The organism is Streptomyces sp. NPDC001515 (assembly GCF_053597115.1).
The window spans coordinates 215306-228723 of record NZ_JBSFHN010000003.1; the positions used below are offsets into that span (position 1 = coordinate 215306).

The following is a 13418-nucleotide window of genomic DNA, read 5'->3' on the forward strand; positions in this document are numbered from 1 at the left end:
TTCTCCTCGGATGTGGTCGGGTCGGGCGGTGCGGGTCAGGGCAGGAAGCGGCCGCGCCCGTTCGCCAGGAACTCCTCGCGCAGCGCCGCCTTGTCGTCGTCGCTCATCAGCGCGTACGCGGGCCTGCCTCGGCCCTCCCAGCGGTAGACGGGGTCGTCGGTGCGCCAGCCGTCGAGCTGCATCTCCTTCTTGCGGAGCTTGTTGGAGCCGGTGGTGGGCAGCGCGTGGGAGACCCGGACGAAGCGGGGGGCGCCCTTGGTGCCCAGGTCCTCCTGGCGGTCGAGGAAGGCGGGCAGGTCCAGGCTCTCGAAGGCGGTGCCCTCGGGGATCTCGACGGCGGCCATGACCTGGTCGCCGGAGCGCGGGTCGGGCACGCCGAAGACGCCGGCGGCGACGACGCCGGGGTGGCGGCGCAGGATGCGCTCGGTGAGCAGGGCGGAGATGTTCTCGCCGTCGACCCGGATCCAGTCGCCGGAGCGGCCGGCGAAGTAGAAGTAGCCGTCTGCGTCGACGTATCCGAGGTCGCCCGTCCAGTACCAGCCGTGCCGGACGCGTTCGGCGTCGGCCGCCTCGTTCTTGTAGTAGCCCTCGAAGCGGGCGGCGCCCTCGGTGTCGACGATCTCGCCGATGGCCTCCTCCGGGTTGCGGACCCGGCCGTAGGCGTCGAGTTCGGCGGGCGGGCAGGTCTCCCGGGTGGCTGGGTGGACGATGCGGACGCCGGGCCTGGCGGGCATGCCGAGCGCGCCGGTGGGCGCGTCGGGGACGCGCTTGAGCATGCCGGCGCCCTCGCTGGAGCCGTAGCCCTCGACGAGCCGGCAGCCGAAGCGCTCCAGGAAGCGGGCGGCGTCCTCGGGGGACGCCTCGGTGCCGAAGGCGTGGGTGAGCCGGTTGTCGGCGTCCTCGGGGGTCGCGGGGCGGGCGAGGACGTAGCCGATCGCCTTGCCGACGTAGGTGAAGTAGGTGGCGCCGAAGTGGCGGACGTCGGGGAGGAAGCCGGACGCGGTGAACTTCGGCGGGAGGGCGATGGTGGCGCCCGCGGTGAGGGCGGGGGCCCAGAGCGCCATCAGCGCGTTGCCGTGGAACAGCGGCATCGGGCAGTAGCAGGTGTCGGCGCGGGTGATGTCGTATTTGGCGCTGTTGGCGGCGCCGAGCGCGGCCAGCCGGCCCTGGGAGCAGATCGCCGCCTTGGACACGCCGGTGGTGCCGGAGGTCAGGAGCAGCAGCATCCGGGTGGCGGCGGTGACGTCCGGGGCCTCGGCGGGGCGGCCGGTGTACGGGGCGAGCGCGGCGGCGTACGCGGGGGTGTCGGTGACGAGGAAGCGGTCGGGGGCGACCCCGATGTCCAGTCCGTCGAGCAGTGCGGCGCCGGCCCGGTCGGTGACGACGAGCGCGCAGTCGGTGTGCCGGACCTCCTGGGCGAGTTCGGCGCCCCGGCGGGTGGGGTTGATCCCGACGACGGCCGCTCCGGCCAGGGCGGCGGCGCCGAGCCAGAACAGGTACTCGGGGCGGTTGTCCAGGAGCACACCGATGTGGAAGGGGCCCTCGGGGCGCAGGTCGCGGGCCCAGTGGGCGCGGGCCGCGCTCTCCTCGACCACCTCGCCCCAGGTCCAGGCGCGTTCCCGGGTCAGCAGGCCGGGGTGGTCGTCCCCGGCGCGGGCGAGCAGCAGGTCGGCAATCGTCTCGTGTGGCAACGTCGGTCCCTCTCACCCGGTGTCCGGGTCTGCCGAAGTCGGTACGGAATCGGAGCGCGCGGGTGCGCGGCGCGGTCCGTGGGAAGGGCGGGGGCCGTCGATCGGGACGGCCTCGCGGGGGCCGGTTCGTGCGGACCGGGGGCCGCCGCGCCCGGTTCTCCGGGACCGGGGCCGCGGGCCGCCCCGGTCCGCGCCGCGCCGGTGGCGACGCTAGGCCGTCCGGCCGGTCGCGGCCGGGGCGGTCCCGCTGACCGGGAGGCGGACGCGCCGCTCCCCGGTCAGCCGAAGTGGGCCTGCCCGCCGTCGAGCGGAATCGTGGCACCGGTCAGATAGCGGGCGTCCGGTCCGCAGATCATCGCGACGGCCCGCCCGATGTCCTGTTCGCAGTCGCCGACGTACCCGAGCGGGATGGAGGCGCAGAACGCGGCGGCCTCCTCGGGGTGCGCCTCCTGCCAGCCCGCGTAGGCCGGCGAGGCGGCGTGCGGGGCGACGGCGTTGACGCGGATGCCGTCGCGGCCCCATTCGCAGGCGGCGGCCCGGGTCAGGGTGCGCAGCGCGGCCTTGGCGGAGGCGTACGCCCCGTAGGTGCTCAGGTCCCAGCGGACCATGGCGGAGGTGACGAGGTTGACGATCACTCCCCCGCCGTTCGCCTTCAGGTGCGGGTGCGCGGCCTTCATGAAGGCGAAGGCGGCGAACGGGCCGCTGTCGAAGCCCTTGCGGAACTGGTCGTCGCTGAGCTGGAGCAGGGGCCCGTAGCAGCCGGTGTACGCGTTGTTGACGAGGATGTCGATGCCGCCGAGGCGGTCGGCGGCCTCGTCCACCACCTCGGTGACGCGCGCGGTGTCGCGGACGTCCAGGACGAACGGCTCGGCCCGCACCCCGCGTTCGCGGAGCAGGGCGCAGGTGGTGTCCAGTTTCTCCGGGGTGCGGCCGAGGACGGCCACATCGGCTCCGTCGGCGGCGAGGGCGAGGGCGATGCCCCGGCCGACGCCCTGGCCGGCCCCGGTGACGACGGCGACCTTTCCGTCGAGGTGTCCCATGGCTCCTCCTCAGCTCGGCCGGGGCAGATGCTTGTTGATGAACAGGCCCTCCGCCGTGACGCAGGCGCGGCCCCCGGCGGTGATCTCCCCGACGGTGCGGATGCGCGAGCCGTCGACGGAGAGCTGCCGGCCGGTGACGGTCAGGGGTTCGAACAGCGGGGTGGGCCGCAGATAGCGCAGGGTCAGTTCGGCGGTCATGCCGGAGGTCCCGCCCCAGTGGTTGGCGACGCCCAGGGTGTGGTCGAGCAGCAGCGCGGAGATGCCGCCGTGCACATGGCCGGGCGGCCCCTGGTAGGGCAGGTCGAGGGTGACGGTGCCCTCGACGGAGCCGTCGTCGCGGCCGTGCAGCCGCAGCGGCGGGGCGAGGGCGTTCTCCGGGCCGGTGACGGGGTCGTGGCGGGTGACGCCCTCGCCGTGCCACATCTCGGCGAGGCGGGCGTCGCGGCCGGGGGCCCGTGCGGTCAGCTCGTCGGCCACGGCCTCCAGCCGGGCGGTGACGGATTCCATGTCGGCGCCGGAGCCGTCGCCGGCCCGCAGCAGGGCGGCGACGACGCGGCGTGCGGCGGCGACGGCGGCGTCGACCCCGTCCTCGTGCGGTGCGGCGACGAGCCGGGGGCCGGTGGCGGTGGCCTCGTGGGCGGCGGCGTTCACGCGGTCACCGTCGCCGTGGCGTGGGTGAGCACGGGCGCGCCGTCGCGTTCCGGGCAGCCGGTGTGCAGCTTCAGCAGCCGGGCCCCGTCCTCGGTGGTGCCGTCGTGCCAGACGGAGGTCTCCAGGGACTCCCCGGGCACGAGCGGTCCGGCGAAGCGCACGGCGAGGCCGGTGAGGCGGGTGACGTCCCCCTCCAGGAGGCCGGTGACCAGGGCCTCGCAGAGCAGCCCGTAGGAGGCGAGTCCGTGCAGGATCGGCCGGTCGAAACCGGCGGCGCGGGCGAACTCGGGGTCGGCGTGCAGCGGGTTGAGGTCGCCGTTGAGGCGGTACCAGAGGGCCTGCTGCGGGGTGGTGGCGGAGGTGAGGACGGTGTCGGCGGGGCGGTCGGGGGCCGTCCAGCTCTCCTCGGGGCCGGGTTCGCCGCCGAAGCCCCCCTCGCCGCGCGCCCAGATGCGCATGGTCGAGGTCCACAGGGGGGCGCCGTCGGTGTCGGTGGCGGTGGACTCCAGGACGAATAGGGCGGCTTTGCCCTTGTCCCACACCTCGGCGACCCGCGAGTGGAGGGTGGCGGTGCCGGAGGCGGGCAGCGGGCGGTGGACGCGCAGACCCTGGCCGGCGTGGAGCACCGACCGGAGGTCGATGTCGATGCCGGGGAGGTGGAAGGAGGGCGGTGCGGCCTCGCCGGAGGAGATGCCGCCTCCGGCGACGAGGGCGAAGGCGGGGAGCACGCCGAGGTGCTTCTCGTAGGTGAGGTGCGGGGCGGTCGCGCCGAGGCTCAGGTGGTAGAGCAGCACATCACGGGTGGTCCAGTGGATCTCGCGCACGGACGGTTCGGCGGTGAGCGCCTTGTCGCGGTCGATGGGCACGGTCAGCCTTTCGGGGTGGGTTCGGGGTCGCGGGGCAGGCCGAGCATGCGCTCGCCGATGATGTTGAGCTGGACCTCCGTGGTGCCGCCGGCGATGGACAGGCAGCGGGCGTTGAGGAACTGCCAGGTGGCGTCCAGGCGTTCGCCCTCGCCGGTGAGCGCGGCGGTGCCCTGCCACTCCACGCAGGTCTCCCAGACCCGCTGCTGGTGTTCGACGCCGAGGAGTTTGGCGACGGACGCCTCGGGGCCGGGCTGCTGTCCGGAGACGGTGCGCAGGGTGGTGCGCAGGGCGAGGACGGCGCCGGTCTGGGCGTCGCAGAGGTGGCCGCCGAGCACGGTGAGCTGTTCGTCGTCGAGTCCGGCGGAGGCGGCGGCGATCTCCAGCAGGGCTTCGGCACCGGAGCCGACGGAGTCGTGGGAGAGGGCGACGCGTTCGTTGGCGAGCGTGGTCCGGGCGAGCTTCCAGCCCGCGCCGGGCGCGCCGACGAGGTTCTCGTCGGGGACGAACACCCCGTCGAGGAAGACCTCGTTGAACTCGGCATCGCCGGTGATCTGGCGCAGCGGCCGGATGTCGATGCCGGGGCTCGTCATGTCGAGCAGGAAGTAGGAGATGCCCTTGTGCTTGGGCACGTCGGTGTCGGTGCGGGCCAGCAGGACGCCCCAGTGGGCGTCGCGGGCCATGGACGTCCACACCTTCTGGCCGGTGATCAGCCAGCCGCCGTCCGTCTTCTCGGCGCGGGTGGTGAGGGCGGCGAGGTCGGAGCCGGCGCCCGGTTCGCTGAAGAGCTGGCACCAGCGCAGTTCGCCGCGCAGGCTGGGGCCGAGGAAGCGCTCCTGCTGGGCGGGGTCGCCGTGGGCGACGAGCGTGGGCACCACCCAGCCGCCGATGACCATGTCGACGGGGGTGAGCGCGGCGGCCTTCAGCTCCTCGGCGATGACGAGCTGTTCGACCGGTCCGGCGCCCTTGCCCCAGGGGGCGGGCAGGTGCGGTGCGGTGTAGCCGTGGTCGGCGAGGTGGGTGAGGCGTTCCGGACCGTGCAGGGCGGCGGCCTCCCGCAGTTCCTCGCGGATGGCGGCGCGTACGGTCTCGGCCTCGGGCGGCAGTTCGACGCCGAGGGTGCGGCGGGCGCCGTCCAGGGTGAGCCGGGCGGCGCGGCGGCGCCAGGCGGCGGACGGGCCGAGCGCGATGCGCAGGGTCTGGGCGCGGCGCAGCGCGAGGTGGGCGTCGTGCTCCCAGGTGAAGCCGATGCCCCCGAGGACCTGGACGCAGTCCTTGGCGGCGGCGAACGCGGCGTTGGGGGCGACCGCGGCGGCGACGGCCGCGGCGAGGGCGGCCTCGCGGGGGTCGTCCGCGCCGCCGGGGCCGGCCGCGCGGGCGGCGTCCCAGGCGCAGGCGCGGGCCTGTTCGGCCTGGGCGAGCATACGGGCGCAGCGGTGCTTGACGCCCTGGAACAGTCCGATGGGGTGGCCGAACTGCTCGCGGACCCGGGCGTAGGCGGCGGCGGTGGTCACACAGCGGTCGGCGAGGCCCGCGGCCTCGGCGGCGAAGAGCGTCGCGGCCAGATAGAGCGGGGTGCGCGGGTCGAGGTCCAGCAGATCGCCGGCCGGGACGGGCACGGAGCGGGCGGTGACGCGGGAGGAGCGCCGGGTGAGGTCGTGGCTGCGGAGGTCGGTGGTGTCCACGGCGGCGCGGGGCAGGACCAGCCAGGCGGTGCGGCCGGCGTCGGTGGCGGGCAGCACGAACACGTCGGCGAGGTGGCCGCCGATGACGGGTTCGGAGGTGCCGCTGACCGTGGCGGTGCCGTCGGCGGCCCGGGTCAGGGCGAGGGTGCCCGCGCCGAGGCCGACGGCGCCGAGGGTGGTGCCGGCGGCGAGCGGGGCGAGGAAGCCGGAGTGTCCGGCAGCGTGCAGGACGGCTGAGGCGAGGGTCGTGGGCAGGAAGGGGCCCGGGGCGTTGGCCCGGCCCAGTTCCTCGGTGACGACGGCGAGTTCGACCAGGCCGTAGCCGGCGCCGCCGTTCTCCTCGGGCAGGTGCAGTCCGAGCAGGCCCTGGGCGGCGATGCCGCTCCAGTGCGCGGGCAGCGTCTCCTTGTCGGCGTCGGCCGCCGCGCGCAGGGTGTCCTCGGTGATGTGGCGCTGCGCGAAGGAGCGTACGGCGTCGCGCAGGTCGAGGTGTTCCGGGGTGAGTCCGATGGTCATGGCGCGTCCCTCAGATGCGTTCGATGACGGTGGCGGTGGCGTGCGCCCCGCCGGCGCACATGGTGATGAGCGCGGTGGACTTCCCGGCGCGCTCCAGTTCGTGCAGGGCCTGGGTGAGGAGCCGGGCGCCGGTGGAGCCGACGGCGTGGCCGAGCGCGATGGCGCCTCCGTTGACGTTGACCTTGTCGAGGTCGGCGTCGTGGACCTGGGCCCAGGACAGGACGACGGAGGCGAACGCCTCGTTGATCTCGACGAGGTCGATGTCGGCGAGCGTCATCCCGGCCCGCGCCAGGACGCGTTCGGTGGCGGCGACGGGTCCGTCGAGGTGGTAGTACGGGTCGGAGCCGACCATGGTCGAGGCGACGATCCGGGCGCGGGGCCGCAGCCCCTCGCGGGCGGCGCGCTCCCGGCTCATGAGGAGGACGGCGGCGGCGCCGTCGCTGATCTGGGAGGAGTTCCCGGCGGTGTGGATGCCGTCGGGGAGCACCGGCTTGAGGGCGGCGAGCGCTTCGGGGGTGGTGTCGCGCAGCCCCTGGTCGCGGGTGACGGTGACGGTCTCGCCGGTGGGCCCCTCGGGGCCGATGACGGGGGCGTCGACGCCGATGACCTGCGCGTCGAAGCGGCCCTCGGCCCAGGCGCGGGCCGCCTTGTGCTGGGAGGCGAGTCCGAGGGCGTCGGCGTCGGCGCGGGTGAGGGAGCGGTGGCGGGCGATGCGTTCGGCGGCGGTGAACTGGTCGGGCATGTCGATCGACCAGCTGTCGGGGACCGGGGAGCCGTTGCCGGGGGTGAGGGCGGCACCGAGGAAGACCCGGCTCATGGCCTCGACCCCGCAGCCGATGCCGGTCTCGACGGCGCCCGAGGCGATGAGGCCGGCGACCAGGTGCACGGCCTGCTGGGAGGAGCCGCAGGCGCAGTCGATGGTGGTGCACGCGGTGGTCTGCGGGAGCCCGCCGTGCAGCCAGGCGGTGCGGGTGACGTTGTTGGACTGCTCGCCGGCCTGGGTGACACAGCCACCGATGACCTGGTCCACGCTGCCGGGGGCGATTCCGGCCCGTTCCAGCAGGCCCTTCTGGGCGAACCCGAGGAGTTCCGCCGGGTGGAGCCCGGACAGCACGCCCCGGCGCCTGCCGACCGGTGTCCGTACGGCTTCGACGATGACGGCCTCGGTCATGGCTCTCCAAAGGGGGTGAGGGGCCCGTGGGGGCCGGAACACTGTGCGAGGAAAACTAGAATTCGTTCTGGAAACCGGCAAGGGCCAGTCCCGCTCAGTGGCCGGCCGCCCCCGGGCGTGCCGTGAGGGTCCCGCCGCCCCTCAGATGTGCGAACCGCCGTCCGCCCGGATCTCCGCGCCGGTCAGGCAGGCCGCGTCCTCGGAGGCCGCGAAGGCGATCACTCCGGCGATCTGCTCGGGCCTCGCGGTCCCGAACGGGGCGCGGATCCGGGCGTAGTACGACACGTCGAGGCCCTCCGGCAGCACGTGCGGACCGGCCAGCGGGGTGGCGACGGAGCCGGGCGAGACGGGCACCACGCGGATGCCCCGGTGCGCGACCTCGGCGGCCAGTGAGAGCGAGAACCCGATGACGGCGCCCTTGGAGGCGGCGTACGCGGTCATGTACGGATTGCCGTGCGAGGCGGCCGACGAGGCGACGTTGACGATCACGCCGGAACCGTCCGGCAGACGGGGCAGCGCCTCCCGGCAGAACAGCGCGGTGCCGACCGTGTTGACGCGGAACAGCAGCTCCAGGTCCGCCACCGTCAGCCGGTCCATCGGTGTGGTGCGGTGGGTGCCCGCCACGTTGGCCAGCACGTCGATGCCGCCGAGCGAACCGGCCGCCCCGGCCACGGCCGCGACCACCGCGTCCTCGTCCGCGACGTCGGCGACGTGCGCCGTGAAGCGTCCCGGACCCGTCACCGCCCGCGCGGTCTCCTCCAGTCCCTCCGCCGAGAGGTCGACCCCGAACACGGTCGCCCCCTCGGCGGCCAGACGCAGGGCGGTGGCCCGCCCGATCCCCGATCCCGCCCCGGTGAGCAGGACCTTCTTCCCCTCGAAACGCCGCATGCCGGGCTCCTTCACGTGTCTGTGCCGTCGGACGGGGCGGCGGACTGTACGGGCGCCCGGCCCCCGGGCGCGGGCCGGGTCCCACCGACCGGGACGGGCACCGGACGGGCCCCCGGCACCCGGTACCGGTCAGTGGGACTCCCCCGCCCACGCGCCCGGCTCCCGGCCTAGCGTCCGGAACCCGGACGACGGTCTCGTACGTCCGGACCGGCCCGGCGCGGTCCGCACCCGAGGCCACCAGGCTCCTCGAAGGGGATGAGAGCGACATGAGCGCAGTGGAGTCGGCACACGACGACGTCAGGGCCATCGAGGCCACCGCGGCACCCACCCGTTTCGCCCGCGGCTGGCACTGCCTCGGTCTGTCGGAGACGTACAAGGACGGCAAGCCGCACGCGGTGACGGCCTTCGGGCAGAAGCTCGTGGTGTTCCGGGCCGGCGACGGCACCCTCAACGTCCTGGACGCCCACTGCCGCCACATGGGCGGCGACCTCTCCCAGGGCACGGTCAAGGGCGACCAGATCGCCTGTCCGTTCCACGACTGGCGCTGGGGCGGCGACGGTCGGTGCAAGCAGATCCCGTACTCCAAGCGCGTGCCGCTGCGCGCCCGCACCGCGTCCTGGCGGACCCTTGACCAGGACGGGATGCTCTTCGTCTGGAACGACCCGGAGGGCAACCCGCCGCCCGAGGACGTCCGCATCCCCCGGATCGCCGGGGCGACCAGCGACGAGTGGACCGACTGGCTCTGGTACGAGACGGTCGTCGACGCCAACTGCCGTGAAGTCGTGGACAACGTGGTGGACATGGCCCACTTCTTCTACGTCCACTACTCGTTCCCGACGTACTTCAAGAACGTCTTCGAGGGCCACACCGCCACCCAGCGGATGCGCGCCACCGGACGCCCCGACGCCCGCCCCCAGGAGGACGGCACGGAGCGCAAGACGATCGGCAGCACGTCCGTGGCCTCGTACCACGGCCCGTCCTTCATGATCGACGACCTCACGTACCACTACGAGACCGGCGACGTGGAGTGCGTGCTGATCAACTGTCACTATCCGGTGGACGCCAACAGGTTCGTCCTCCAGTACGGGATCATCGTGCAGCGCTCCCCCGCCATGGCCGGGGAGGCGGCCGACCAGCTCGCCGCCGGAATGGCCCAGTTCATCAAGCTGGGGTTCGAACAGGACATCCAGATCTGGAAGAACAAGGCCCGCATCGACAACCCGCTGCTGTGCGAGGAGGACGGGCCGGTCTACCAGCTGCGCCGCTGGTACGAGCAGTTCTACGTGGACGCGGCCGACGTGACCCCGGAGATGACGGACCGCTTCGAGTTCGAGCTGGACACCACCCGCCCGGTCGAGGCGTGGCAGAAGGAGGTCGAGGCGAACCTGGCCCGCCGGGCCGCCGCCGGAGGGCCGGCCTGATGCGCACCGACAACCGCCTCCTCGACGGCGCCCCGATGCGCCCCCTGGACTGCCGGCGGTGCGCGGCGCGGGTCCTGGTCCGCAAGAGCAGCTGGCAGCAGACGAGCGTGCAGTGGGACGCCCGGTCCCTGGCCGCCTGCGCGGAACGCCCGCCCGCGCCCGCGGACTTCGAGGGCTGCGGCGCACTGCGCGAGACGATCCGCGAGGCGGCGCTGGACGGCACCGTCCAGGTGGTGGACGGCGGCGAGGAGCGCACCGCCCAGGCGCGTTGACCATCGCCGTCACGCCGTGCGCCCCGAGGGCGTGCCCCGCGCCCCGGCCGCCGGACCGCCCCGGCGGCCGGGGCGCCGCGCGTCACCGCCCGGGGTGCGGGGCTCTTCCGGGGCCGGCGTCCCGGGCCGCGCACAGGGCATCGTCCACGAGCCGGTTCAGGGCCCCTTCCACGCGCAGGACGTCGTCGTCGGACGCGGCGAGCACACCCGAGAGCGAGACGACGACGGCACGGCGGCCGTCCTCGGTGGCGCCGGTCGCGGTGATCCACCCGGCGTCACCGCCCTCGTGCCCCCAGTACGCGCCGCCGCAGGACAACGGGCGCGCGAAGATCCCCAGCCCGTCGCGGGCCCCGGGCATGAACCGTTCGAACTCGGGGCCGACCGGTACCGTCCGCTTCATCCACGCCAGCGCGGCGGGCGGCAGCAGCCGGCCGCCGAGCAGGGCGCGGTGGAACCGGGCGAGGTCGGCGGTGGTCGAGATCATCCCCGCTTCCCCGTTGGTGCCGGAGCCGATCTGCTCGGTGACGTCCACCACCGGCTCGCCGGGGGCGAACCGCTGGTACGTGGTGGCGTGCGGCCGGGGCAGCGCGGGCGAGGGACCGGGTCCCGTGGTGTGCCGCAGTCCCAGCGGCCGGACGATCCGCCGCTCCACCTCCTGCTGCCAGGAGTTCCCGGTGACCCGGCGGACGACCATGCCGAGCAGCACATAGCCGGTGTTGGAGTACGCCCAGCGCGTGCCGGGCGCGAAGTCCGGCCTGTGGCGCATCGCCCGTGCGACGGTCTCCTCGGCCGTGTACCGGTCCAGCCGGTGCTCCCGGTAGTCCGCGGCCGAGACGTAGTCCGGGTAGTCGTCGTGGAGCCCGGCGGTATGGGTGAGCAGCTGCCGCAGGGTGATCGACCGGCCGTCGTTCCCGTTCCCGGAGACCGTTCCGGGCAGCCACCGCTCGGCCGTGTCGTCCAGTGAGAGCCGGTGCTCGGCGGCCAGTTGGAGGACGACGGTGGCCACGAAGGTCTTGGTGACGCTGGCGATCCGGAAATGTCCGGTGTCCGGGACCGGGCGCCCGGTCGCACGGTCGGCGACGCCCGCCGTGGCGGTGGTTCCCGTACCGCCGGCGGTGACGAGGCGGGCCTGGACCCCGGTGGCCCCGGCCGCGACGAGCGCGCCGGCGTCGCGCCGGAGCAGTTCCCGGACGTCCGGTGGACCGGGCCGCGCGGTGGCCGGGCCGGAGGGCAGCGCGGTGGACAGGGTGGCGGCGAGGGCCGCGGCCAGGACGAGGGCGCGGCGGGTACGCGTCGGGGTGTGGGTCATGGCGCCGACGCTAGGCCGGGGCGCGGGGGCGGCACGATACCGCTCGCGGGCGGGTGAACAGGGGGGCCTGCTGTAGTGCCCGGCCGGTCCGCGCCGCCGACACTGGTGCGCATGAACGACCTTGTGCGCGGGCGGATTTCGGCGACGCCCCGGAGTCTGGGCTATCTACTGGGCACGCTGGCCGCCGCCGCCCTCACCCTGCTCGGCCTGCCGGTGCTGCTCGTCCCCGCGACGGCCCGCGCCTGGGCGTTCCGGCACCGGGAACGCGCGGCCCGGCTGCTGCACGCGCCGCCCTCCGGGCCGGTGCGGTCCGGGGCGTGGCGGGTGCTCGGCGGGCTGGGTGTCTGGGCGGTGACGGGTGCGGCGGCCGGGCTGGCCGCGGTGGTGTGCGCGGCGAACGCGGTGACCGCCGCCGTCACCGTACCGCTGTGGTGGGCCCTGCCCGAGGGCACCCGCGCCGGCGGCTTCGCCGCCGGGGCCCCGCTGACCGGCTGGGGCACGGCCCTGACCCTGGGCACCGCCCAGGCCCTCGCCTTCGCGGCCCTCGCGTGCGCGCTCGCCCCCGGGCTGGCCCGGCGGCACGCCCGCACGACGGTGGTGCTGCTGTCCCCGGCGGCCGCCGAGCTGCTGGCCGGCCGGGTGGCCGCCCTGACCGAGACCCGGGCCGGGGCGATGGACGCGCACGGCGCCGAACTGCGCCGTATCGAACGGGATCTGCACGACGGCGCGCAGGCCCGGCTGGTGGGCATCGCGCTGCGGCTGGACCTGGCGCGGGAGTCGCTGGGCGACGACCCGGGGATGGTCGCCGCGCTGCTGAGGGAGGCGCACGAGGGGACCGAGGCGGCCATGGCCGAGTTGCGCGCGGTGACCCGGACGCTCTTTCCGCCGGTCCTCGCGGACCGAGGGCTCGCCGGGGCGCTGGCGTCGCTGGCCCCGGGTCCGGCCTTGGGCACCACGCTGGACGTCGGCGCGCTGGGCGAGGTCCCGGCCGCCGTGGAGGCCGTCGCCTACTTCACGGTGGCCGAGGCGCTCACCAACGCGGCGAAGCACAGTGGCGCCACCCGGACCGCCGTCCGCGTGGTGCGCGACGGCGGACGGCTGCGGGTGGAGGTCCGCGACAACGGGCGCGGCGGCGCCGACGCGGGGCGGGGTACCGGGCTCACCGGCATCCGCCACCGCGTCCTGGCGCTCGACGGCGGCGTCCGTCTGACCAGCCCCGCCGGCGGACCGACCGTGCTCACGGTGGAGCTGCCGTGCGGGTCGTGATCGCGGAGGACAACGTCCTGCTGGCCCACGGGCTCGAACTGATGCTGACGGCCAAGGGGTTCGAGGTCGCGGCGGTCACCGGCGACGCCGAGGCGTTCGCGGCGGCCGTCGACACGCATCGCCCCGATGTCGCGGTCGTCGACGTGCGCCTGCCCCCGGGCTTCCGCGACGAGGGCATCCGCGCCGCGATCCGGGCCCGCCGCCGCCGTCCCGGACTGCCGGTGCTGGTCCTCTCCCAGTACGTGGAGCGGAGTTACGCGGGCGAGCTGGTCGCCGACGGCAGCGTCGGCGTCGGCTATCTGCTCAAGGACCGGGTCGGCCGGGTCGCCGCGTTCACGGACGCGCTGCGTCGGGTCGCGTCCGGGGAGACCGTGATGGACCCCGAGGTGATCGCCCAGCTCCTGGCCCCGCGCGCCCACGACCCGCTCGCCTCCCTCACCCCGCGCGAGGGAGAGGTTCTGGCCCTCATGGCGCAGGGCCTGGACAACACCACGCTCGCCGAGCGGCTCGTGATCACGCAGAACGCCGTCCACAAACACATCGGGAACATCTTCGCCAAACTGGGCCTCTCCCCCGCCGACACCGGCCACCGCCGGGTCCTCGCGGTCCTCACCCATCTCAGTCACCGCTGAACCCCCGTCGGCC

12 protein-coding genes are annotated in these 13418 nt (G+C 74.8%); 4 read left to right on the forward strand and 8 right to left on the reverse strand.

The window, feature by feature from the left end; genetic code table 11:
- Positions 1-35 precede the first annotated feature (35 nt).
- From ACWCXC_RS06100 to ACWCXC_RS06130, 7 genes are all read right to left on the reverse strand, one after another.
- Complete coding sequence (locus ACWCXC_RS06100) at positions 36-1691, reverse strand: AMP-binding protein (protein WP_450685345.1); 1656 nt, start codon at positions 1689-1691, stop codon at positions 36-38.
- A 278-nt stretch (positions 1692-1969) separates the two neighbouring features.
- Positions 1970-2731, reverse strand: coding sequence for an SDR family NAD(P)-dependent oxidoreductase (locus ACWCXC_RS06105; RefSeq protein ID WP_450685346.1), 762 nt, complete (start codon positions 2729-2731; stop codon positions 1970-1972).
- Between the two features lie 9 nt (positions 2732-2740).
- Entirely contained in the window at positions 2741-3382 is a 642-nt protein-coding gene (locus ACWCXC_RS06110; RefSeq protein WP_450685347.1) for a PaaI family thioesterase, read from the reverse strand.
- Positions 3379-4248: a MaoC/PaaZ C-terminal domain-containing protein gene (locus tag ACWCXC_RS06115; RefSeq protein ID WP_450886913.1), complete on the reverse strand. Its 870-nt coding sequence runs from the start codon at positions 4246-4248 to the stop codon at positions 3379-3381. The genes ACWCXC_RS06110 and ACWCXC_RS06115 overlap by 4 nt, the downstream gene beginning before the upstream one ends.
- 2 nt (positions 4249-4250) lie before the next feature.
- Entirely contained in the window at positions 4251-6446 is a 2196-nt protein-coding gene (locus ACWCXC_RS06120; RefSeq protein ID WP_450886915.1) for an acyl-CoA dehydrogenase, read from the reverse strand.
- Between the two features lie 10 nt (positions 6447-6456).
- Positions 6457-7617 carry a steroid 3-ketoacyl-CoA thiolase gene (locus ACWCXC_RS06125; protein ID WP_450886917.1) on the reverse strand — a complete coding sequence of 387 codons (1161 nt, stop codon included), beginning with the start codon at positions 7615-7617 and terminating at the stop codon, positions 6457-6459.
- 141 nt (positions 7618-7758) lie between these two features.
- Entirely contained in the window at positions 7759-8505 is a 747-nt protein-coding gene (locus tag ACWCXC_RS06130; protein WP_450685351.1) for an SDR family NAD(P)-dependent oxidoreductase, read from the reverse strand.
- Positions 8506-8771: 266 nt separating this feature from the next.
- Between ACWCXC_RS06130 and ACWCXC_RS06135 the strand changes: the two genes are divergently transcribed.
- Both ACWCXC_RS06135 and ACWCXC_RS06140 read left to right on the forward strand, forming a co-directional pair.
- Positions 8772-9926: a Rieske 2Fe-2S domain-containing protein gene (locus tag ACWCXC_RS06135; RefSeq protein ID WP_450886920.1), complete on the forward strand. Its 1155-nt coding sequence runs from the start codon at positions 8772-8774 to the stop codon at positions 9924-9926.
- On the forward strand, positions 9926-10198 hold the full coding sequence (locus ACWCXC_RS06140; RefSeq protein WP_450685353.1) for a ferredoxin: 273 nt from the start codon (positions 9926-9928) through the stop codon (positions 10196-10198). Before ACWCXC_RS06135 ends, ACWCXC_RS06140 begins: the two co-directional genes overlap by 1 nt.
- Positions 10199-10280: 82 nt before the next feature.
- Here ACWCXC_RS06140 and ACWCXC_RS06145 read toward each other — a convergent pair whose 3' ends face one another.
- Positions 10281-11507, reverse strand: coding sequence for a serine hydrolase domain-containing protein (locus ACWCXC_RS06145; protein WP_450886922.1), 1227 nt, complete (start codon positions 11505-11507; stop codon positions 10281-10283).
- A 111-nt stretch (positions 11508-11618) separates the two neighbouring features.
- Here ACWCXC_RS06145 and ACWCXC_RS06150 point away from each other — a divergent pair, with 111 nt between their 5' ends.
- Entirely contained in the window at positions 11619-12773 is a 1155-nt protein-coding gene (locus ACWCXC_RS06150; RefSeq protein WP_450886924.1) for a sensor histidine kinase, read from the forward strand.
- The gene (locus tag ACWCXC_RS06155) at positions 12761-13405 is read left to right on the forward strand and encodes a response regulator transcription factor (RefSeq protein ID WP_450886926.1); all 645 of its coding nucleotides are present in this window, start codon (positions 12761-12763) and stop codon (positions 13403-13405) included. Before ACWCXC_RS06150 ends, ACWCXC_RS06155 begins: the two co-directional genes overlap by 13 nt.
- The last annotated feature ends 13 nt before the right edge of the window (positions 13406-13418 follow it).